Origin of the sequence: Halosimplex salinum, from assembly GCF_003730195.1 — an archaeon.
Lineage (GTDB): Archaea > Halobacteriota > Halobacteria > Halobacteriales > Haloarculaceae > Halosimplex > Halosimplex salinum.
Window position 1 is genome coordinate 22,394 of record NZ_QWGG01000007.1, and the last position, 21,716, is coordinate 44,109.

A 21,716-nucleotide genomic window follows, 5' to 3' on the forward strand; every position below is an offset into this window, starting at 1 on the left:
GACCAATGAGTGACGAAAAGCGAGCCGTGATTCTAGTATCGGGCGGGATGGACAGTGCGACGGCTGTCTACGAGGCGATCGACCGTGGCTACGAGCCGTACTTTTTCCACACGTCGTACGGGCAAGAGACCGAAAACAAGGAACAAGAGTGTGCAGAAGCGCTTGCTGCTGAGGTCGACGCGGCCGACTTTCTCCACGTCGAGACACACCACCTGGTGGCAATCGGCGCGTCGAGCCTGACGGATACCGACATCGACGTGGCCGATGCCGATCTGGATAGTGACGATATCCCGACCTCCTACGTCCCGTTCAGAAATGCGAATTTGCTCTCGATGGCAACATCGTACGCCGAAGCAAACGATTGTTCGGCTGTGTTCATCGGCGCGCATAGCGAGGACTTCTCGGGATATCCAGACTGCCGGCCCGAGTTCTTCGACGCGTTTCAGCAGGTCATCAATGTCGGCACGAAGCCGGAGACGAGGATCGAACTTGTCGCACCGTTCGTCGAGTGGTCCAAGACCGACATCGCAGAGCGCGGGCTGGAACTCGACGTCCCCTATGAGATCACCTGGAGTTGCTATCGAGACGAAGAGCCAGCCTGTGGAAGGTGTGATGCTTGTGCCTTCCGCCTGCAGGCGTTCCAGCGGGTCGGTGTCTCGGACCCAATCGACTACGCCGAGCGGCCGGAGTATCACGCCGAGTCGCTCACAGACTCCGCTGAGTAACGGCCGGTGGTTTTGTCCAGCCCCTGAAGGGCGAGGGCATTCCAGTGACGGACGAAATTGTCGTCATCGACAGCGATGGCACCGAACAAACAATAACCGGTACGCAGCGCGAAGACTGGGATCAGTTGGGAGAACCGTGTCCGGAGTGCGGGACTACTGAGTATCGGCACTTTCGAGCAACGGGCGGCCACTACGGGAGTACTGATGGCACAACCGTTGAGCGGACTGAGTACTGGGACGCTACCCAATCTCTCCTGACTCAGTGCCTCTCTTGCAAACCGATCCTCCAGAAACATCCGGTCTTCGACTTTCTGTACGACCCTGAAGACCTTCAACAGCAGTAGCTACGGCTCTCTCAGAATAGCTTAGCTGTATCTCGATACAACCCCTCTCGATCCGGTGAATTTTATCGCCCCCTGAGGGGTGCGGGGGCACCTGAACTGCCGCAAACCATGTCCTCCGGTTCGTGATCTCAATGGTTCTGAACAGTGACTCGCCGGTCTCGTTCGACGAGGCCGACACACGAGATGCCGAGATGCACAGTGCGATCGACGAGTGGATCGACGACCTCGTCACGGCTGTCGACGAAGCACAGTCGAGCGATGAGTTTCAAGAGTGGCTCGATGTCCAGAGTCGCTTCCACGATTACTCTTATCGAAACACACTGTTGATCAAACGGCAGTGTCCCGAGGCGACGAAGGTCGCCGGCTACCGGACGTGGCAGGAGGAGTTCGACAGACACGTGAAGGAAGGCGAGTCGGCCATCTGGATCTGGGCACCGATCATCACGACGCGCTGTCCCGAGTGCGAAAACGCGCCGAGCTACCACGAGCAGATCGGGTGTGAGTACGACGAGACGACGCCCGAGGAGTGGTCAGAGGGGCTGGTCGGGTTCAAGCCAGCGCCGGTATTCGACGTCTCTCAGACGGAGGGTGAGCCGTTGCCTGAACTGGACACGGCAGCGAAGGGTGACGCCGGCGACCTCGTTGGCCAGCTATTCGATATTGCAGACGAGGTCGGGGTCTTAGTGCGCGTTGTGCCTGACGAGATATGGGGGCACGGTAACGCTGACGGCGTCTGTGAGTGGCCTGATGGTCGGGACGGGCAGCCAGTTGTCGAGATCCGGGACCGACCCGAGCGGGCTGCGGTCGCTGGGACACTTATCCACGAGTACGCTCACGCGTGTCTGCATTCCGGTGATCTCGACAGGACTGAACGGGCGAAGCGCGAGATTGAGGCTGAAGCGGTCGCGTACATCGTCGGTCGGTACTGCGGGCTCGACATGAGCGGATCGGCGTTCTACCTTGCCGCGTGGGAGCCGGACGATGCCGACATCGTCCGCGACCGGCTGCAGCGGATCAGCCAGACTGCAACGGAGTTCGTCGAGTTGCTGGATAGGTGATCGATGCGCTCGGTGACGAACGTCTCGAAGGCGTCGAGATCGTCTTCGAGGAAGTACCCCGTCGGCTCGGTCAGGTCGCCGAAGATCTTCTCGACACCACTGGTGACGTACTTGTACGAACCGACCTCCGCTTCGGCGAGCGTGGCGAACCCCTCCCGAATAGCGGCCCGTTGGTCGGGATCGACGTCTTCTCGCGGCAACTCGTGGGTCTGGAAGAACTCCCGATACGCATCGTAGCCCAGTGTGTCGAGTACCTTGCAGCGGGCGTTCGAATCAGCATAGTCGGTTAGCTGGTCGAACATGTCCCGCTCGGCGACGAACTCTCCGAACGAACACGGGACGTAGGTGATCGTCGTCACGAGTTCGTCGAGGTCCGGATCGGCGCCTTTCACCATCGCGTCGACAGCACCGAGGAGGTGAACGAACCGGAGTTCGAGCCGTCCGTCCGGTCACTCCGCGCGGTGCTGGGCGATGTAGGCTTTCGCCTGGAAATCCGGCGTATCGTGGACCGGGTCGAGCGCCGCTTTCTGTTGGACAGTACTGGCGTCGCGGATGGGGCCGGACTTGTAATCGACGAGTGTCCGCTCGTCCTGCAGAACGTCGACGACGCCGTGGAGGCCGATATTAGTCGCGGTGAACCACCGCTCGCAGTGGTGTGCCTTCAGTGAGACACCGAGCGCGTCAGCGCGATCGTTGTCGTGGGCGGGGTCGTCGTACGTGGTGAACGCCTCGGCCTTGACTGTCGGTCGGTTCGCGTCGAGATACGCGATGACGACGTCGAGGCGGGTCCTAAGCGGCCGGAGGCGCAGTTCGGTGACGAACGGGGCCAGTCGGTCACACATCGCGTCGAGAACCGTCTCGCGCTGTTCGTGGACGATTTCGGGGTCGTTCACGTACAACTCGGCGGCAGCGTGTAGTACCTGCCCGCGTTCCATCGCGGGGTTCGTCGGTGACTCCAGCACCTCGTCGAAGTAGTACTCCCGGGGGGCGTTGACTAGCTGCTTCAGCATCGACTGGCTGATGCTCTCGATGGGTTCGGCGCCGAGACTGTCGGTCGGTCCCTCGAACCCCGCTGTGTTTTGCTCCGCTCGATACCCCGAATGTGTCGTCACGTCCGGTAGGTCGTCGAGGCCGTCGAGCGCGCGGTCGTCGAGGACCTCTCGGAGATACGGGCAAGGGGTCACTTCGTCACCAGCCATCGAGGTCTGGGCGAGTACATATCGTTGCTCACCATTCTGCATTAGCAACTGGAAGCGACAGAGGTCGCGTTCGGCGAACGACTCGACGTCGACCCACGGATACTCCGGGGGTGTTCGCGCCCATCCGTCGCCGAGGCCGAGATAGAAGACGAGTTCCCGGTCGACCCTGCGTCGACCAGCAGGACGCCCTCGCCCTCTCGGTCGACCGGCACCTCGAACGACCGGAGGTAGTAGACGATGTCGTTCACTCGCCGTTCGGAGACCTCGCTCTCGAGTCGGCCGAGTGACTGGAGTTCCGTCCGCAGTGTTTCGAGGCATCCCTCGACGAGTGGCTCGAAGGCGCCGATCGCGTCGGCGAACGTCCCGGTTCGGACGGCAGTCTGGAACGATTCGATCTACGTCCAGATGCCGTCATCGTCGTCGACGTCGGTGACGGAGAGTCAGTGTTCGTCGCGGTCTCCGGAGAGTGAGATCCCAGCCGTGACCAGTAGCGGCCGGATATCGCCAATTGTCAGTCCCTCACCGGCGAAGGTCGTCTGGAGCAGTCGACAGAACAGTCGGATCTCGTCGTCGTCGACGAATCCCGGCCCACCCTGATAAAGGATCTCTGCGGCCTCGAGTTCGGCTTCGAGAGCGAACTGTAGATCGCCTCCTCGTCGAGTACGATCCCGACCTGATCGGCGGTTTCGGCGGAGACGTGGTCAAGGATCGCCTCGACGATCGCCGTCGCCGAGGGATACAGGTGGAAGTCGGGAAGTTCCGCGGTTCCATCGGTGAACGGCTCGAGTGAGTGGTACTCGTCGGGTTCCAGGAGCAAGCGCCGGTCGAGTGCACTCAGCGACTGGTCGTCGATCACGGCGATATCCTGTCCCGGAGAGAGCGTCGTCTCGTCGAGCGCGCGGTAGCTACTCGGCGCCGACTCGAGGAGCGAAACGGCGGCCCGGATCGGTGGCGTATCGAACTTCGGGGAGTTGCAGATCGCGTCGTACTCGCCCGTTCGGTCCCAGCAGTCGAGGGCCAGTTCCAGCGCTCGCGTCGCGGCCTTCCACGAGAGAGCCGTGTCGGAGACGAATCTCGCGAAGAGGTCAAGACGGTCGTCAGGTGCCAGTTCACCGCTGGCCTGACTCCGCGGTGTTGCGGCCATCCGACCGATTCTGGATTCGGTCGCCCGTCGGTCGAGAGCGAGCGTCAGCGGCGCTTCAGACGAGATCGCGATATCGGCATCGCCTACAGCCGTAGCGAGTTCGGCGATGGACTTCGCGTTCGCAAGTAACACAGCACATACAACGCACGTATCCGATTGAAAGTTCGGACCGAACGATCTGGAGTCAATCTGAAACAGTCGCGGAGGTCGGCCAGACGGCGCAGGTCACCGCGAGAGAAGTGGAGACTAGTTCGGAGTCGAGTCCGCAGCGGTCGCCATCGTTAGTTACGCATGGATGGTGACCGGGATCTGATGACTGGAAGTGAAGGGACTATCACGAGGGGAAAACAGAAGCTGGGACCCCGGACCGAGCCAGCCAGGAGTGCCTCTCTGCTGTTCTCGACGACAGGAGCGCACTCATTCCCAGTTGTTCATGTTCACACTGGGTGAGACGGATTCGAGAGCGTCCATCAGGTGGTTCTGAGAGATCACCGTCTCTTCGTTCATCGCTTTCCGTGCAGCTTCGACAGTGACGGCTTCGAGGTCGGCACAGCTATACTGGGGCGTGTGTCGGGCGAGTTCGCGGAAGTCGATGTCGCTGGCCGCGACGGGACGCTCTCTGAGGTGGACTCGAAGCACTTCCTGACGACAGGTAGCGTCTGGCATGTCGATTTCGAACTTGTGGCCGAAGCGGCCAGGCCGGGTCGCGGCATCATCCATATCACCGTTCATATTCGTCGTTCCGACGATCAGCACGTCCTCGTCGCTTAGCGACGGCATGTCGCCCAGGAACTGAGTGATCAGCTGTCGCATCTCGGCAGAATCGGACGCACTCGTCCGATCGTAGACCAGCGCGTCCACTTCGTCGATTACGATTAGGCAGGGCTGGTGCTCCACTGCCTGTTGGAAGAGTTGCTGGAGGTTCTGTTCTGATTCCCCAGCGAGACTCCCGCGAACGTCTGCCAGCGAGATATCGAGGAAATCACGCCCTAGTTCACCAGCAAGAGCCTTGGCCAGCGTAGTCTTCCCGGTGCCGGGTGGCCCGGTAAAGACGACTCCGTTCGGGACAGGAATCCCGTACTCTCTGTGCTTCTCCTTGTTTTCGACCGGAGCGATGATCAACTCCTTGAGTCGGTCGATGACCGCTTCGCGGCCACCGAGTTCAGAGAAGTCTAGCTCTGGGGTCTCCCAGTCGAACAGATCTGTGTCGTCGTCTTCTTCGTTTATGGCCTGCGTAGTGGGCTGCGGTTCCGGTTCAGACGACTGGTCGGTCAGCTCCGATGCCTCCACCACGCGTTTTTCCTCGGCCGCTTTCCGCCAGTTTGCGGCCTTCGAGCGGTATTTGTCCTCGAGCGGCGGAAACGATTCGGCGTCTGCGAGTGCACGATAGCACTTCTCGAGTTCCTCGAGATATCTGGCGAGCTCCGTCTGGTCCGGCGAGTCAGAGGTAGCGACTCGTGACGCCTCAGACTTTAGCTCCGCGATCTGGTGCTTGAGCTCCTGTTTCGAGGCCTGTTTGCGAGATTCGCTGTTGAGTCCGAACATTGATCTACCAGTTCAGTTCGACTTCATCGTCTTCTTCTTCGGCCGCCGCCTCTTCGGTGAGGTCGCCGTTCAACTCCGAGTTGAGGAAGCTGTCCACGTCGTTTTCGAGGCCCACTTCCTCAGCAGAGATGTCCTCCTGTTCCATCTGCCGGAGTGCCTCTTCTTCGCGGCCGACTTTGTCGTCGAGACTGAGCTCGTCGAGAGTGTTCTCGAGGGCTTTGTCGGCGTGCTGGCGCTCCAGGTTCTCGGTCTCCTCGGGATTCTCGACCAGCGCTTCAGTGACGTTCTCCGCGGTCTGATCGAGGTCGACACGGGCGTTCTCGTCCGCCGAGACTGCGTTCGTCTCGTAGGCAGTCACCTCGTCGAGCTTGCGCTCGAACTTCTCCAGGTGGGCGACGAACAGCTTGACGTGTTTGGTCGCCCGCTTGCGGAGCCGCCGTGCCTTGGCGAGGTGACGCTTGCGCGTCAGGCTAGAGGAGTTCTCTGCGTCCTCCAGTGCATCCTTTCGGATCTCGTTGTAGTTCTCGAACTTTTGTTCGGCTTCGGCCATCTTGTTCTCGTGGTAGTCGAGGTCGGCCTCGTAGTCTGCGACGGTGTATTCGGTGTCGAACACCTTTTCACCCTGTTTTTCTGCGACCTCTTTCATCTCGTTGAGCACTTTGACTCCGAAAGTCTCCTTTGCCCAGTCGAGGACTGGTTCTCTGAAACTAACCATCGTTATCGTTCCTCCGTGTAGTCTGCTTTCGGTTCCGTTTTCGTCGTCCGATCATCGTGTTTCAGGTCCGGTTTCGTGAGGACGACCATCGTGAAGACACCGACTAGACTCCCGATCACCGCAACGACAGCGACCAGCTGCATCTCGTCGGTCGTCATCTCGAACAGCGCTTCACCGGCCATCCATTCCGCCACCGGGACGATGGTGACCAGTGCGACGCCGACCAGCCATCCGATCGCCCAGCTGCGTTCGATCGCTTTGTACACCACGAGGGTGCTGGCGAGACCGATGCCAACCTGCCCCGCGAATATCAGTGCGAGCAGTCCTTCGTTCATTGCGACCACAGACTGGACGACGAGAGCGCCCGTATTAGGGGTCGGAACTCTGCTATACCGACTGTAGCACTCACTCGTATTTCTCGGGACGACTGGGAGTTCTGTAGCATGGAACTATGACCGGACCAACGTTCCGTGACGAGACACCGTGGTATCGATTCCTGCTCGATCAGATTCTCTCACACGGGTGGGAACTACTAACGGATTTCAATGCGATCGGAATCCCTGACGATGTCACTGAAACTGGGACCCACCTCGTCGAGTTCCGATATCCAGATACGACCGCGATACTGGAGTTGACGTACCCATGGGGTGTCCCAGACGAGCAACCGAATCTCACCCTTACCTATCCGTTCGATCCATCTTTCGGTGAACGGCGAACGAATCGAGATCGAGAACCGTTCGTCTGGGCACTCGGAAATGCGCACGAGACAGTCGTTCGTCGGTACACTACGGATCGAACCTCCGTGTTCGATAGCCCCGACGTAGTACTTTCCGCGGACGTCCCACTGGCACAGTCTCGGGAAACGATGCAAGAGACACTCCTCGGAATCACTCTTTCCACTATCGCCATCAGACACTTACACGAAAGTCTCTACCGAACGATCGATCAGTATCGGGATCCAGCAGATAGCCAAACGCTCGAAGAGGTAATTTCCGCGTTTGGTTTCGAAGATACCGACGAAGCTACAACGGACGATGAAACGAAGTGAGAAAGCCTGCTTAGTTCGACAGTCCGATATCAGGCTCTTCGAACGTACCGTCGCCACCTCCGAACCGCGGTCCTGGGGTGGTCCCACCGGTCCCAGGTACCTGATCCGGTGATTTGAATGGGAGGTGGTCCATTCGGAACAGCACGGCGACCTTCGGGTCCGATTTCAGCCACTCCGACCAGGTCATGAAGAAGCGTTGTTCACCCTCAGTCATAGCAGCTTGTTCAGGCACTACTTGTTCGGTCGTGTCTTGAGCCGATTCGATGTCGGCCACTGGCGAAAAGAATCGGTCAGGAATTTGCAGACGGCCATCCTGCCGGAGTTTGTATCTCTTCGCGAATTTGAAATCACCGTCGGTATCGTCAGTTTCGTACACCCCACCGTCACTGGCAATATCTGTGACCCGATTCTCGTTGTTCGTCAGGGCCTCGTTCCCGAGCAGTATCCAACCGTTTTCCCGCTCGTACGACCAATAACCGTAGTGTTCGGTAGAATCCCCGAGTTTGTTTTCCTGAAGGATTCCCGCGTCGATGAGTTCCTTGGGGATGGAAATCATTCCACCGCCGTCGTTGATTCGAACTTCGTTCACGCCCAGTGGGATCCAGTGGGGTTCGTCTGGTCTGCTCGGGTCGCTCAGCGACATGTCGTCCACTATACACAGATCTCACTTGAAGATAGGACGTATCGGCAAAACAGAACGAGGGTGGTCGTATGTCCCCTCTCAGAACGTTTTCAGGGCTTCTTCGATCCGTTCAGCGGCCGCTTCGAGGTCATCGACTGACGTCTGGCCGAAGGCCAGACGGACAGCTGGCTTCGCGGCGTCTCCGAAAGTCCGCCCGGGAGTCCCTTCGACGTCTGCCTCCTCCAAAAGGTGCCATTGCAGACAGTCCCCCGCCGCCGGAGTACAACCGTCGGGAAGTTTGGCCCGGGCCTGTTCGAATCCGCCGAGGTTCTCGACTGGATCTCGATAGGACTGCTCAACGAACGGCAACAGGTAGAACCCACCCTCGGGTTCACAAACCGTGATCTTCTCACTCGCACGGAACGGCTCGAGCAAGACCGGTAGGCGCGACTCGAATCGGCTGGCCACGTCCTCGATTTTCGACAACGCCTCTTCCTCACGGAGGGCGTATTCGAGAAGGAACTGGCCCACCGTGGCCGACTGCATTGCGACCGCGTCCGTCACGTCGACCAACGGCTCGAAGTAGTGCTCGGGGAATCGAACGAATCCGATACGCCAGCCGCTGAGACCGAATATTTTGCTGAACGACCCGACGACGAAGGTCCGCTCGGACATTCCCGGGAAGGTGGCGATACTACGATGGGTCGTGTCTGCGTAGGTGAGGAACGCGTACACCTCGTCGGACACGACGAGGAGGTCGTGCGCACGGGCGACCTCGGCGACATCTGCCAGCCAGTCGCCGTCGTAGCAGACACCAGTGGGGTTGCCAGGACTACAGAGCACCAGCGCACCGACCGAATCAGTTCGGACAGCCGACTCGATGGCCGAAATCGGTGGCTGGAATCCCGTCTCTGGACCCGCCCTCACGGAGGTGATCCGTCGGTCCTGATCGAATATCCGGACGGACTTGCGGTGGTACGGATAGTACGGTTCGATCAGCAGTGCCGTCTCACCTCGCTCTAAGGCTGTGTTCACGGCGTGATGCATCGCCGCTTGACCCCCCGGGGTCAGGATGATGCACTGTTTGCCGTCGTCGGTTTCTGGCACGTCGATCGGGTCTTCGAATCGGTCCGACTGGAGCCATCTCTCGGCGACCGCCTCACGCGTCTCTGGCCGACCCTCGATCTCCGAATACTTGTGCTCTGCTCCAGCGAACTGATCGAGGACTGGTCGGGTGTCCTGAAACGACTCCGGGGGCTCTATGTCGGTATCACCGAGTGACAGGTCGTCCTCGGCATCGGACTCGTGACTGATACCGAGGTTCGTGGGCTGATACCAGTCTGGGAAGTGTTTGCCCATGCCAGCAGTGCACCTGGGCACGGACATAGTGGGGAACCAGACACTACACCCGGAATAGAAACTATAGTGACTGTAGCACCGAGCGAGGGGGTATATCCTGACGGTTCTCGCTCACGAGTATGGTGGAATTCAATCCAGAAGACCACTTCGCGACCGACCGGCTGGACAAGTTAAAGCGACTCCAGAACGAGGGAATCAATCCGTATCCACCGTCGTTCGACCGCAGCTGCGCGCTCGCAGAGTTCACCGATCGGTACGACGACGAGACGTCGCTTTCAGACGAGGAGTACCGATTGGCTGGTCGCATCCGTCGATTTAACGATCTCGGTGGAATCGCGTTCCTCGGGATCGCCGACGAATCGGGTGGCGTGCAGCTCTACCTCGACGACGAGACGGAAGGGTTCGACCTGCTGGATTCGCTCGACCATGGGGATATTATCGGTGCAACCGGTGAACCGATACGGACTGACCGCGGTGAACTTTCCCTGCGGGTCCAGCAGCTGAGTGTGTTGACGAAGACGCTCAACCACCCGCCCCGTGACGAACTGAACGAAGAATCGCGACTACGCAACCGACCAGTCGCGATGTGGGAACCGGACGTGCGCGCTCGACTCGAGACCCGATTCGACACGATCAGTGAGATCCGGTCGTTCCTCGAAGGAAGAGACTTCACCGAAGCCGACACGACGGTCCTGCAGAACGTCTACGGGGGAGCGAACGCGACTCCCTTCGAAACCTTCTGTGAGGCAAAGGACCAGACGATGTACCTGCGAATTGCCACGGAACTGGATCTCAAGAAGCTCGTCGTCGGTGGATTCGAGCGTGTGTTCGAGATCGGCAAGGTGTTCCGCAACGAGGACATCGACACGACCCACAATCCGGAGTTCCAGATGCTGGAACTCTACCAGGCTTGGGCGGATTACGAGGATATGATGCAGATCACGGAGGACCTCGTCTGCTACGTCGTCGATTCGGTGCTCGACGGGTCTCGAACTCTGCAATACGATGGGAAAGAGATCGACCTCTCGCGCCCGTGGGAACGACTCACGATGACCGAGGCGATCCACCGTCACGGAAACATCAACGTCGAGTCGCTCTCGGACGACGAACTCGAAACGATAGCCCGGGAGCACGGGGCAGAGTTCCCCGGCGGGTTCAGTCGTGGGCTCGGGATCATGGAATTGTTCGAAACAGTTGCAGAGCCGGAACTCTGGGATCCTACCTTTGTCGTCGATCACCCACAGGAGACGACGCCGTTGTGCAAGGACCACCGAGAGAAGGACGGGCGGATCGAACGTTTCGAACTGATGGTCGCCGGCGCCGAACTCGCGAATAGTTATACCGAACTAAACGACCCAGTTCAGCAGGGAGAGCACTTCGCTGCACAGCTAGAACGATACGAGGCTGGAGACGAAGAAGCCCACCAGATGGACGAAGGTTTCCTTCAGGCACTGAGCTATGGACTTCCACCAACGGGCGGACTCGGGATCGGCATCGACCGGCTCGTCATGCTACTGACGGACTCGCAATCGATCAAGGATGTCCTCCCGTTCCCGATGGTAAATAGCAAGGAGTAGGTCCAGCACTGCATCTCTGAAAGCCAGTAGGGTGACCGTGAGCGAGTTTAATTACGGGTCAGACGAAAGGTTGTCCCATGGCTGGGCTAGGATCGGTCCTGGAGAAGACATCTTCACGTCCATTACGACGGCTCCTCCGTATTTTCGATCCACGGTCTGGATTTACCTATCAGCAATCAGCAATCGAAGGGAGAATGAACCGACGCGCTATCGAACTGCTCGATCAACCCAACATCGAAGAGCGTGCCCGACAAGTAGGCTACCAGCCCACGGAAACCGCTTGCGAGTATCAGCACAGGTGGCTGCTGGTCACGTTGCGCTTCGTGACCGAACAGGCCGATGGGTCGGGTACCGCCCTCTTCAGGGAAGAAATCGAGGCACCGGGTATATTCTCTGCAGCCCTCACTGTCGCGTTCCTTTCCACGTTCATCTGGGTGTACCTTCCGGACCCGTTCGGTTTGCTGCTCCTCGGAACGGCCGTCCTCGTTTTTGCAGCGCTGTTGACAGGGTTCCTCTTCGTCCCTAGCCCACTTGCTCGGTACGTCGACGAGTATCACACGGAGATGTCCGACGACGATACGGGGGGTGAGTCAGTCGGGATAAATTTGCCAGCGATAGCCGAACAACCGCCACCGGACGCAGTATCCGAGTATTCGGTCTTGGACCCACAGTCGTATCGATGTTCGTGTATTGGACCGTCCATGACGGCGCTCCTTGGCGGACTGGTGGCCTCTGGGCCAGTTTTCCTCGCTGGAATGCCGCTACTCTTCAGTACGATCCGCGACAGCATCTACGTCGACATCCAAATGTTTCGAACCTGGTTCGTGGTGCCGCTACTCGGTGCATCCTGGATGCTGGGGTTCTGGGTAGTCGGGTGTCTGCTCGGTGCGTTCATCTACGCGTTCGAGGCGGACGAAACGCAGATCAAGATATTCCCGTTCGACCTCGTTACCCGAGTAAGCGGTCCCACCCCGGAACTCACCGGGGGATACTTTCTTCTACTTGGTATCGCTGGGGTCCCACTGATCGCGCTTTCGAATTCGTACTTTCTGCTCCCGGCGATCTATCGCTTCTCTCCGGCCAGACAGTGGATCTACTTCCTCTTTCCGCCGACGGTGATGGCCGCTTCCCTGCCTGTCTTCATCTACTGGTGGGTAGTCCAGAACCGTGAGTACGTCTCTCGACGGACTATCGAGCGCCTCAGTAATCTCTCCTCCATCAGGGGACGAATCGCGGTGGCCTGTGTGGGAACAGTCTTTTCGTACGCCGTCGCTCTCTCACTGGTGGGCGTTGTCCGAAAATACTGGAGTTACTTGGGTGGTCCGCTCCTCAACCAAAATCCCCTCCCGGTCCTCGAGAAACCAGTGTTACTCGTCATCATACTCGCGAGTATGTCCCCCGCCGTGTATCTCCTTCTGGGAGTGACATATCAGGTCTGTTCGCACTTCGTTTTGGTGGGGCGCGCCTTCGTCGAATCCACCATCGTCGGGGAATCTCCCCATCTGAATCAACCCGTCAGGCTGATCCCCGAGGCTGCACCCCGTGCATTCACACTAGCTCTCGGTCCGTGGCAGTATATTTTCGTGACGACGGGACTCCGCAAGCAACTCTCCTCACGTCAGGAGTTTACCGCAATTATCGCCCACGAAGAGGGACATCTGGATACAGACGAGAGTCTGTTGAGTGACGCGCAATTGGGAACGCTTCTCCCTGTGCTGGGCATGTTCACTCTAACTGGAAAGAGTGTACTCTACGCTTTGGCCAACTATCGAGACCGGGAAACTGCAGCCGACGATTACGCCGCCTCACGGGTCGGTGCAGAACCGTTGATCGACGCCCTCGACCAGTTGCGGAGCACAGACGAAGGATCGCCCGGTGCGGCACTCGTTTCAGTCCCGGCGGTCCAGACACCGGGTACACTCGCTCGCCCTACAAACACACTGCAGGCACTCGAGCGGTACTTCGGGTTGCTCTTCGGGAGCTTTGCACTCACCAGAGCACATCCAAGTATCGACGACCGCAAGCGCCGGCTCCGGGACGAATCTCGAGACGACGACTAACTACACAGCCACGGCTAGAAGCGGTCACGTTCCCACCTGTTGACTCGACTGGCTGCCTGTGGGAACCGGGATATGTCCGGCTGCCCGCCACGCTGGTGGATAAATACCCCGAACCGATAGTCTACGGATTCGCTCGGGTCGACGATCAGTTCGTTGACGAGGAAACTCAAAGCTCCATTGTGGACGACGACCATCTTCGGGGCAGATGCACCCCGGAGATATGTGAGAGTCGCTCCACCTTCGTCGTCGAAGACACTGATTCGCCTCGTGTTGGGGAAGGTCTTCCACCGAGGCTGGTCGGCGAACGAATGGATTCCAGACCGCTGGAGTGTAAATCGGCCCGACCCATCGACTGACGAGAGCGAGGAGTCCAGCCCGAAGCGCGTTGCAAGCTGTATACCGTCGTGAGTATCTCCACGGTCCTGATCGAGGCGGACAGGCGTCGTCCCCCTATTCGTGATCCGAAGGTCGAACACGACGAAGCGACGGCCGGCTGGCATCCGCACGGTCCAAGAGATTTGGACCGGTGTCTCGTGCAGACGAGCGTTCCTGACGAGGCGGTATCCCCCGATGGATGGCGAACTCTCGATCGGTCGTACTTGGACCAGTCTCCTCTCCGACGGTGTCACACTCTCCGTCCGCGATATCGGAGTCTTCGGACGAGCCGCTATTGGCCGCAGAAGTGGCTGCGTCCCCAGTGGGAAAAGGCGACGGCAGGCTGCGAGTGAAGTCCGGTCTCCAGGTGTGACTCTGAGTCGTATCAGTTCGTTTTCGATCACGACGTGTAGCGGAGTCTCCTCGACTCTCGCAACAGTCGGTGGCGCGGGGTCGCTCGGAGGAGACGGCAACGAATCGTGATTCTGCATCACTGGACAGCCACTCAACCCGCCAATTGCCGCCGCAGAAACCCTCAGCAGCTCTCGCCGACTGTATCGGCTCGGCTTCACGGTATTTCTTATCGACACCGTAGAAAATAGTTTTAGCGGCACTTTCCCTCCAGTGTTGCCGGTTTGCAGTAGCTACTAGCTCGACGAATACACTCGGTGTAGCAGCTGAGCCTGGCTTATGTCTTTACGCCGGGTCAATTCAAGCGATGCCAGCGAAGCTACAATCGACAGGGGATCGGAAGCTTCCGGAGTTTACCTTCGAGAAGTCCCCCGACAGTATCCGGTGGAGCAGACCGACGATGCATCGTGGAGTCGTCGAGCTGTGTGCCCCAGCATCGTTTCTCGCCGACCGAGACGAAGTCCGACAGTTGATCGAGTGCATCGTCCACGCATTCGATTTTACGGTCGTGGATTACGGAGAAACCGAGTTCGATCCCTATGGCATCACTGCGTTCGCCGTCGTGGGCGAGTCGCACGTCTCCATCCATACCTGGCCCGAATGCGGCTATGCCCACGTGGAGTTGCTCACCTGCACTCCGCTCCCTGACTCTCAGGAGCTCCGTAGTAGATTTCCGGTCGACGAGGAATACATCGTGAAGGTGGTGTCCGATGCCGAATAGCGATGTCGGCGCGGTCTCGGTCTGTGCCACGGAGTGTGGCGCAGCGTGCTGTCAGGATGGTGCGTTCCTCCGTCCAGCAGACGTCGATACTCTCGAACAGTGCGGAGTCAGTGAGGCAATCCACGAGTGTGGACGCCGGACACGAGTCGACGAGGATGGGTCGTGCACCCTACTTGCGGACGACAATCACTGTCGAATCTACGAGGACCGACCACTCGACTGTCGTCTGTTCCCGGTTGGATTCGAACTGGACGACAGACGAGAGGTCGTGCACATCGTTCTCGTCGGCTGTCCGTTGACCGAGGTGCTTGACGAAGAGACGCTAGCCGAGTACGTCGAGTCAGCCCGGGCTGCTCTCTCCGAGTTCACCGCTGCGTCGCTTCGGGCCTACGACGATCTCCTGTTCACAGACGAATACGAGCGCATCGCGACCGTCGAATACGACACGATCGAGATAAACCTATGACCTACGACGATACCCGTACCCACTGGTTCGCAAACTACCACTCAGAATCGATGTATCAGTACGTCCGTTCAGATCCAGTCCACGTCGAGGAGACCGAGTTCCAGAATCTGTCCGTCCTCGATACCGACCAGTATGGACGCATCATGGCCCTTAACGGTGAAATCCAGATCGCTGAGGACTCCGATGCTTGCGTGCACGAACCGATGGTACACCCCGGACTCCTCACCCATCCAGATCCGCGAAATGTGTTGGTCATCGGTGGAGGCGATGGAGCCTCCAGTCGTGAAATCGTCAAACATCCAGTCAGCCGCGTCGACGTGATAGAGCTGGACGAGCGGGTCGTCGAAATCTGCCGGGAATACTTCCCGTCGTTCGCGAGCGGCTTGGAAGACGACCGAGTGTCTCTCCACTTCCGCGACGGGCTCGAATTTGTCAGGTCGACCGATCGTCGCTACGACGTGATCCTGCTCGACATTTCGGATCCGCAGGGTCCGGCACAATCGGTGTTTACCCGTGAATTCTACAACAGACTCGCCGAGGTCCTCCAGGACGATGGACTGATCGTGACCCATTGTGAGTCGCCAGACTCCAGTAGAGACGTCTTCTATCGTATCAACGCGACCCTCGATACCGAATTTCCAGTCACTCGACCGTACCGACACTGGGTGCCGGCCTACATCGACTTCTGGGGTCGGACTATCGCATCAAAGGTTCACGATCCGAGGGAGATGACCGTTTCCCGGATCGCCGATCGGCTCGAAACGCGCTCCATCGAGACCGAATGGCTCACTCCTGAACTCTGTCACGCGATGTTCCGCTCGTTGAACAAGCAGGTTCAGGATACGCTCGATGAAGATTGGGAACCGATCACGAAATCGAACCCGGTCGAATTCGAACGTCCATAGCAGGATCACAGTTTTCGAGAGTATCGATCGATGTAGGTTGCCTTTCTGTCGCAGCGTACGAAAGGCCCGAGTCCGTGCCAGCGAAGGCTCCACAGAGATTGTGTATCTCGGTTCTCTCCGCAGTGGTGTGCGTATCCGAACAACGGAACAGACGAACAAATTACAGTACGCCGGACAAGACGGCTCTGGCCGCTTTTTGATCCGACTGACACTGAAGCTGTGGCCTTTCTCCTCGAGTCACGGGACCGAGGATCCGTCCCTAACGAAACTCGCCATGGAACCTGCATGTTCCGTCTGGCCGACACGGAAGTATCCAGACGAGGGACTGGTATCCATATCGACTGTTCGCTGCCATCTGGCGACCAGCCCGTTCGATGGCTCGCGAATCAGCCCGAGATGGATCTATCGCGAAGACGCGCTCTCGGGTTTTCCCTGAGGTGTCGATCCAGACGACTTTGAACGATCGGGTGATCGTCATATAATATGCGCAACAGCGTCTCTCAATGAACCAGCACGTACGTCTACACCGAGTGTAGTCATATCGTCCCGGCACTGATTGGCTGAGATTGCTCTAGTATGGGTCGTCGGAAACTCTAAGGGGTATGTTCTACATGTTCCTCTATCTCGATGTCGATCATCGACCCGGATCCAGTCGTGACGATGAAACAACGGTGGGAAGTTCGACCTGGCCACGATATATCAGATTGGTTAGATAGAGATATTCAGTGGCTTTCCGTTGCAGCAGGGAAGTGGGAATATGCGACAGAGTCGGGAATTCAGGGATATCAAGTGACTATCGAAGATAGAGGCGAGATGTATGTCTCACGGAGCCTCTCGGGGTGGTTCCGATATTTGATATATTTTAGTATATGTTTGGTTCCATTGGCAATTTTGTTCCCATCCTGGCACACCGCTCTCATTCTCAGCTGGGTCGGGGTCTACGGATTAAATTACGATACTAGCCCTCTCACGGATAGTCCTGCTATTCAGATAACGCATCAGGTAAGTAACGCAGTGGCTGTTCTGTATTTCGTCGGGTTTGTCACCTGGGCACGTATCGTCGCAGCAATGGCACCATCACTTTCTCATCGCCTGTTCATCATTCTAATATGCGTTCTCTACGCTTCTAGCCGGTTATACACTAACAATGCTCTGCCGAGACAGTCCTATTCAGTCGTCTCACACGTCGTTAGAATCCCACTCGATGCAGTTCGTTCGATAAGTCTCCCGGTGACAGCAATTCTCGTGGCCGGTGTCTCTGGTGCGTGGGTCGAACGAGCAACGAAACTCGGGATCGAGGCGCTCCAATCACGAGAGGACGTACGAGCATTCGAATCGATCGCATCAGATATCGTTGGCGGATCGGCTAATCTCCCCGAGTTGATTCTCTACCTGATGGTTCTGGCCCGAGAATGGTTTCCGCTCCTCATATGTTTGTATTGTGTCCGTCTTTCGTTATCCTGGAATCGGGAGACTGCCAAAAGCGGGACACATCTGTACGCACAACTCACGACATCGACGGTAGCAGCTGCATCGTCAGGACGGTCGAAACTGCTACGAGCAGGATTAAGCCTTTTCTGGGGCAATATCGCACTTGTTTTGACTGCTGGTGTTGTGGTGACCCTCCTCACGAGAGTGAGTGCCCGATTCGATCTGCCGGTCGTTCCGCTGGAACCTCTTTCCCCATATCTCCCGTCTACTATCGAGAGTACTACAGAAGGCCTCGTCGGAAGTGTATTCACTGTCTTCCAGTCTGCGGCCTCCTCAATTCCGTTCACACTTGGAGAGAATGGAATTCTAATACTGCTTTTGCTCACTCTTGCTCCAGCGGTGTACATCTCTGTCGGATTCGTTTTTCTCCTCGTCGTGACCCCGGTCAGAATCCTGTGGACACTTATACAGAGTTCAACTGTCGATTGCGAGCCAGAAACCACTGTTCCCTTCGTCAGGCGAACTGATCACGTCAGTGGCATCGTTCCAATTCGGATTTTTGGAAAGACTGTATGCATCTTTCTGGGTCCCGAAATCGGAGAGTCCACCTCTTCCGAGCAATTGCGATCTCTACTCAGTGAAGTCCGTCGGGGCGGCCAGGATCAATCCGTTCTTTTGCTACTTCTGAGCATCGTAGTCGTTTTCGTCCCCGGCGGTCGGATAATACGGCGGTCACTTTCACCACCGACGGGATCGGTGCGAATAGACCGTCTGAACGCCGAATGGCAGACAGCCAGTTCCACTCCCGAGACTAACGAGGACGAACCAGACCAGCGTGAACGATCGCTCGTAGGCAACTTACTGAACGATAGCCGTCGGATGCTAAGCCAACGTCTCCAGGCACACATGAGTCTGTTTCGACTGTACTATGGGACGAACCGGTCGACGAGCTGAACCGTTCGATCCCACCATGATCGCTCTGCTTCGGATTCGTGTAATCGCTGTGTTCGTCGCTGATAGTCGGGATGATCGTTCAGTGCAAACTCACCGAAAAACAAGGCAAAAGAATCGTCGAGCAATCCTCCCGAGGTCGAAGGATCGAATCGCGGCGTGAAGCTGACACCGAACGCTTCAGCCGGTTTCTCGTCCGGAACCATCGCGATTTTGAGTAGTGCACTCGTCAGCCACTGCGCGCCGACTGCCTCTTTGGCATAGTCGTCAGCTCGTTCCTCTCGGTACTGGAAATCGACCATTGCGTACAGGACATTCTGACCGACAAGTGTGACCGTACTCAGGATCGTCACGAGGTTGCAGAGACGGGTGTCACCGTTCTGAATGTGGCCTTCCTCGTGAGCGACGATCGCCGCAAGTTCACGGTCGTCGTCAAATAGTGAGACGTACCGCTCTGAGACAACGATGTACGACTGCTTCCAAGTCGAGAAGCTCGCCGCAAATAGCTCGTTCGAGTCGTAGACACGGAATTGAGAAGAGTAGCCTGCTACGGAAACACTCTTTCGCGTCGAATTTTCGAGGATATCATGAATACGACGTTGTCGACTGACGTACTGGTAAATGATACCAGCGGGGAAGTATAGAGCTAACAAACCGACGACTGTTTCGGTCGTAGATAGAGTAATCCATTGATCAGGAAACTGACGAACCTCGATTCCGAAGAGGACAGTGAGGGTCGTTTCGAGTGCGAAATATATCAGGATTGAAGAAGCAAGAACTGCCAGCGAATCTATCAACCGACCGGCGTTCGTCACTCTCCGCCGTTGGAAGTTAACATAACCCAAAATACGGTCTTCGTCGCCAGCATCTCTGAAGGCGTCGATACTACCGATCAGTAGTATCAGTGCAACAGCCTCGTCGAGGAACGGAGCGTTAAATGGACCTTCGGATACTGCAGTTCGGAATATTTCGTCACTGTTTTCTAGATGTCTGTTTATGAATACTTCGCTGAGTAGAGATGCCGCTGGAAGGAATGCTAAGATCCACAGTAACCGAATTGTATGTGTTGCATAGCGTTGGGCGATTCCCGAAATCTGCAATTCTCCTATGAACGTCCCTTTGAGCAGTCGAATCGCCCATCTCCCCCGATCCGCGTACAAGAGAACGAACAGCAATATAGTGAAAACGATTGATGCTCCAGCGATCGTGACCGTCACTTTAGCCCGATTTACGTAGGCAGCGACCAGTAACGTACCAAGTGTACTGATCTGTAGTAGCGAGATCACTCTCAGGGTATTGTATCTCTGATACTCGATCCCCCTGTTCAATCCATCGATGAGCGGGTCGGGTGCGCTGTCAACATCTGTACTCCGCAACCCGTCACGGAGTAGTGATTTGATGATGAATAGGAGAAGGAGTAGACCCCCCAAGATTACAGCGAAGCCATAAGCATAGATATCGATTGTTCCGGTATTTTGGATGTAATAAACAAGAGTAAACAGCACACCAAGTGGCCAGAATCCACGCAATTGCTGTTTCAGTAACCATGGAGATGTTTTCACCTCTTGATGGACTACGCATCCCTCCTCGTCATTTGCTTCCTCGAACTCCCATTCGTAGATCAGTGAAAGGATCCGACCTTGCCATACCCCCGTGAGTGACTTCTCGTCGAAGTGGATATCGTGTTCGTCACACTGTTTAGATAGAAACTCCCTCACATTGGCTTCCCCTTCAGATGGAAACCGAAGCTGCGAGTGACTGTACACGATCTGCACGTCGTCCATATTAAGTTCCACAGACCCTCATAACAAAAAGAGTAATCGTTCCCTCTGACACGAGTGTGCAGCGTGTCTTCTCAGCGATCGATTTATTCGCACATGATTATGTCATTTTATATATGGGAATACTGTAATCACCTCGTTCTTGGCCGGTAGCAAGTTTGGACAGGTTTCACAACTTTGAACCATCTCGATTGCTCAAAGAAGGGCAAGTGGCACATGCTGTCCGATCATATAGGATGTATGATAGCCACCGATCTGGCGTCCGGTCTCTTGCTCGGCCTCGGCTGTGGCGACGCACTCGGTCGTCCAGTGGAGTTTCAGTCGACCGGCCAGATCGAACAGACCCACAGTCGGGTGACCGAGATGCTCGCCCACGGAATACACGGCCAGCCAGCGGGGACCATCACCGACGACACGGAAATGGCCCTGTGTATCGCCCGTAGTCTCGTCGAACAGGGTAACTTCGATCCCGCAGACGTCGCGGACAGATTCGTGGCGTAGTACGAGAGCGACCCGTTCGATATCGGGCTCATGACGATGGACGCACTCCGTCAAATCCGGGACGGCACTCCGTGGGGCGTGGTTGGACAGGACGTCTGAGACGAACGCCCCGAAGGGCAGAACGCGGGGAACGGGAGCGCCATACGGTGTTCGCCGTACGCGACTGCCTTCGCCGACCAGCCAGAGCGACTCACAGAGGTGAGTCGACAGTCGTCGGCGATCACCCAGGCCGACCCGCGCTGTACGTACGGGTTTGCGCCCCTCTATCGGACGCTCGCAAGGCTTCTGAACGACACCAGAAACAAACTCGACGACACTCTCGACGAACTCCGTTCCGACGCACCCGAGGAACTCGTGTCTGCGCTGGATCCCATCCCTGACAGGATCTATCCCGACCAGTTGCAGTCGAGCGGCTACGTCGTCCACACGATTCAGGCCTCCCTGTACCACGGGTTGACGGCCGACAGCACCGAGAAGGCTATCGTCTCCGCGGTCAACATGGGCAACGACACGGATACAGTCGGCGCCGTCACCGGGGCGATCACCGGGGCCCGATTTGGCGCGTCGGCGCTCCCCGATCGATGGTGGTCCGAGCTTTCACATCACGAGGAAATTGTCTCCCTCGCCGATGAGCTAGCGGCGTTGCAGGCCTAGCTTCTGTGCGATTCGCCTGACGTACTCAGGGTGCGTGCCAGATGTGATTTTATCGCCCCCTGTGGGGTGCGGGGGCGTCAGCAAGCCTCCTACGGATACTAATGGATTTCTCACACTCGTCGTG

General features: G+C 57.4%; 17 protein-coding genes and 1 pseudogene. 8 read left to right on the top strand and 10 right to left on the bottom strand.

Translation table 11 applies throughout. The features are described 5' to 3' along the window. Window positions 1-5 precede the first annotated feature (5 nt). The gene (queC, locus tag D1409_RS16825) at window positions 6-725 is read left to right on the top strand and encodes a 7-cyano-7-deazaguanine synthase QueC (RefSeq protein WP_123538159.1); all 720 of its coding nucleotides are present in this window, start codon (window positions 6-8) and stop codon (window positions 723-725) included. A gap of 475 nt (window positions 726-1,200) precedes the next feature. After that, window positions 1,201-2,127 carry a M78 family metallopeptidase domain-containing protein gene (locus D1409_RS16835; protein WP_123538161.1) on the top strand — a complete coding sequence of 309 codons (927 nt, stop codon included), beginning with the start codon at window positions 1,201-1,203 and terminating at the stop codon, window positions 2,125-2,127. On the opposite strand, the gene D1409_RS16840 is transcribed toward D1409_RS16835, so the two are convergent. The 8 genes from D1409_RS16840 to D1409_RS16875 all read right to left on the bottom strand — a co-directional run bounded on the left by D1409_RS16840 (window position 2,025) and on the right by D1409_RS16875 (window position 9,759). Continuing rightward, window positions 2,025-2,522 carry a hypothetical protein gene (locus tag D1409_RS16840; RefSeq protein ID WP_123538162.1) on the bottom strand — a complete coding sequence of 166 codons (498 nt, stop codon included), beginning with the start codon at window positions 2,520-2,522 and terminating at the stop codon, window positions 2,025-2,027. The genes D1409_RS16835 and D1409_RS16840 overlap by 103 nt on opposite strands. Before the next feature lie 54 nt (window positions 2,523-2,576). Beyond that, complete coding sequence (locus D1409_RS16845; RefSeq protein ID WP_164471743.1) at window positions 2,577-3,326, bottom strand: PD-(D/E)XK nuclease family protein; 750 nt, start codon at window positions 3,324-3,326, stop codon at window positions 2,577-2,579. A 511-nt stretch (window positions 3,327-3,837) separates the two neighbouring features. Continuing rightward, complete coding sequence (locus D1409_RS24680) at window positions 3,838-4,182, bottom strand: hypothetical protein (protein WP_164471745.1); 345 nt, start codon at window positions 4,180-4,182, stop codon at window positions 3,838-3,840. 705 nt (window positions 4,183-4,887) lie between these two features. Then, window positions 4,888-6,015 carry an ATP-binding protein gene (locus D1409_RS16855; protein ID WP_123538165.1) on the bottom strand — a complete coding sequence of 376 codons (1,128 nt, stop codon included), beginning with the start codon at window positions 6,013-6,015 and terminating at the stop codon, window positions 4,888-4,890. Window positions 6,016-6,019: 4 nt separating this feature from the next. Next, window positions 6,020-6,730 carry a hypothetical protein gene (locus D1409_RS16860; RefSeq protein WP_164471746.1) on the bottom strand — a complete coding sequence of 237 codons (711 nt, stop codon included), beginning with the start codon at window positions 6,728-6,730 and terminating at the stop codon, window positions 6,020-6,022. Between the two features lie 2 nt (window positions 6,731-6,732). Then, window positions 6,733-7,065: a hypothetical protein gene (locus D1409_RS16865; protein ID WP_123538167.1), complete on the bottom strand. Its 333-nt coding sequence runs from the start codon at window positions 7,063-7,065 to the stop codon at window positions 6,733-6,735. 723 nt (window positions 7,066-7,788) lie between these two features. Then, on the bottom strand, window positions 7,789-8,421 hold the full coding sequence (locus D1409_RS16870; protein ID WP_123538168.1) for a hypothetical protein: 633 nt from the start codon (window positions 8,419-8,421) through the stop codon (window positions 7,789-7,791). Window positions 8,422-8,499: 78 nt separating this feature from the next. Then, complete coding sequence (locus tag D1409_RS16875; protein ID WP_164471747.1) at window positions 8,500-9,759, bottom strand: pyridoxal phosphate-dependent aminotransferase; 1,260 nt, start codon at window positions 9,757-9,759, stop codon at window positions 8,500-8,502. Between the two features lie 119 nt (window positions 9,760-9,878). Here D1409_RS16875 and lysS point away from each other — a divergent pair, with 119 nt between their 5' ends. Continuing rightward, entirely contained in the window at window positions 9,879-11,336 is a 1,458-nt protein-coding gene (gene lysS / locus D1409_RS16880; RefSeq protein WP_123538170.1) for a lysine--tRNA ligase, read from the top strand. 194 nt (window positions 11,337-11,530) lie between these two features. Next, window positions 11,531-13,396 carry a M48 family metalloprotease gene (locus D1409_RS16885; RefSeq protein ID WP_164471748.1) on the top strand — a complete coding sequence of 622 codons (1,866 nt, stop codon included), beginning with the start codon at window positions 11,531-11,533 and terminating at the stop codon, window positions 13,394-13,396. A 14-nt stretch (window positions 13,397-13,410) separates the two neighbouring features. Here D1409_RS16885 and D1409_RS24685 read toward each other — a convergent pair whose 3' ends face one another. Further along, a complete protein-coding gene (locus D1409_RS24685; protein WP_164471749.1) occupies window positions 13,411-13,896 on the bottom strand; it encodes a hypothetical protein in 486 nt (161 codons plus the stop codon). Between the two features lie 593 nt (window positions 13,897-14,489). On the opposite strand from D1409_RS24685, the gene D1409_RS16895 reads away from it, so the two are divergent. From D1409_RS16895 to speE, 3 genes are read left to right on the top strand one after another with little or no spacing between them, the layout of a single operon-like run. Next, entirely contained in the window at window positions 14,490-14,903 is a 414-nt protein-coding gene (locus D1409_RS16895; protein WP_206425105.1) for an S-adenosylmethionine decarboxylase family protein, read from the top strand. Further along, the gene (locus tag D1409_RS16900; RefSeq protein WP_123538173.1) at window positions 14,893-15,369 is read left to right on the top strand and encodes a YkgJ family cysteine cluster protein; all 477 of its coding nucleotides are present in this window, start codon (window positions 14,893-14,895) and stop codon (window positions 15,367-15,369) included. The genes D1409_RS16895 and D1409_RS16900 overlap by 11 nt, the downstream gene beginning before the upstream one ends. Next, window positions 15,366-16,274, top strand: coding sequence for a polyamine aminopropyltransferase (speE, locus tag D1409_RS16905; protein WP_123538174.1), 909 nt, complete (start codon window positions 15,366-15,368; stop codon window positions 16,272-16,274). The genes D1409_RS16900 and speE overlap by 4 nt, the downstream gene beginning before the upstream one ends. Window positions 16,275-18,631: 2,357 nt before the next feature. On the opposite strand, the gene D1409_RS16910 is transcribed toward speE, so the two are convergent. After that, window positions 18,632-20,440 (bottom strand): M48 family metallopeptidase, encoded by a 1,809-nt coding sequence (locus D1409_RS16910; protein WP_123538175.1) that lies wholly within the window; start codon window positions 20,438-20,440, stop codon window positions 18,632-18,634. Window positions 20,441-20,677: 237 nt separating this feature from the next. Here D1409_RS16910 and D1409_RS16915 point away from each other — a divergent pair. Further along, window positions 20,678-21,592: pseudogene (locus tag D1409_RS16915) on the top strand (ADP-ribosylglycohydrolase family protein). Window positions 21,593-21,716: the final 124 nt, after the last annotated feature.

What these genes read in the sequence shown, in the direction of transcription:
- queC (WP_123538159.1), top strand. Translation starts at nt 6, where the DNA reads ATGAGTGACGAAAAGCGAGCCGTGATTCTAGTATCGGGCGGGATGGAC.
- D1409_RS16835 (WP_123538161.1), top strand. Translation starts at nt 1,201, where the DNA reads ATGGTTCTGAACAGTGACTCGCCGGTCTCGTTCGACGAGGCCGACACA.
- D1409_RS16840 (WP_123538162.1), bottom strand. Translation starts at nt 2,522, where the DNA reads ATGGTGAAAGGCGCCGATCCGGACCTCGACGAACTCGTGACGACGATC.
- D1409_RS16845 (WP_164471743.1), bottom strand. Translation starts at nt 3,326, where the DNA reads ATGGCTGGTGACGAAGTGACCCCTTGCCCGTATCTCCGAGAGGTCCTC.
- D1409_RS16855 (WP_123538165.1), bottom strand. Translation starts at nt 6,015, where the DNA reads ATGTTCGGACTCAACAGCGAATCTCGCAAACAGGCCTCGAAACAGGAG.
- D1409_RS16860 (WP_164471746.1), bottom strand. Translation starts at nt 6,730, where the DNA reads ATGGTTAGTTTCAGAGAACCAGTCCTCGACTGGGCAAAGGAGACTTTC.
- D1409_RS16865 (WP_123538167.1), bottom strand. Translation starts at nt 7,065, where the DNA reads ATGAACGAAGGACTGCTCGCACTGATATTCGCGGGGCAGGTTGGCATC.
- D1409_RS16870 (WP_123538168.1), bottom strand. Translation starts at nt 8,421, where the DNA reads ATGTCGCTGAGCGACCCGAGCAGACCAGACGAACCCCACTGGATCCCA.
- D1409_RS16875 (WP_164471747.1), bottom strand. Translation starts at nt 9,759, where the DNA reads ATGGGCAAACACTTCCCAGACTGGTATCAGCCCACGAACCTCGGTATC.
- lysS (WP_123538170.1), top strand. Translation starts at nt 9,879, where the DNA reads ATGGTGGAATTCAATCCAGAAGACCACTTCGCGACCGACCGGCTGGAC.
- D1409_RS16885 (WP_164471748.1), top strand. Translation starts at nt 11,531, where the DNA reads ATGAACCGACGCGCTATCGAACTGCTCGATCAACCCAACATCGAAGAG.
- D1409_RS24685 (WP_164471749.1), bottom strand. Translation starts at nt 13,896, where the DNA reads ATGCCAGCCGGCCGTCGCTTCGTCGTGTTCGACCTTCGGATCACGAAT.
- D1409_RS16895 (WP_206425105.1), top strand. Translation starts at nt 14,490, where the DNA reads ATGCCAGCGAAGCTACAATCGACAGGGGATCGGAAGCTTCCGGAGTTT.
- D1409_RS16900 (WP_123538173.1), top strand. Translation starts at nt 14,893, where the DNA reads ATGCCGAATAGCGATGTCGGCGCGGTCTCGGTCTGTGCCACGGAGTGT.
- speE (WP_123538174.1), top strand. Translation starts at nt 15,366, where the DNA reads ATGACCTACGACGATACCCGTACCCACTGGTTCGCAAACTACCACTCA.
- D1409_RS16910 (WP_123538175.1), bottom strand. Translation starts at nt 20,440, where the DNA reads ATGGACGACGTGCAGATCGTGTACAGTCACTCGCAGCTTCGGTTTCCA.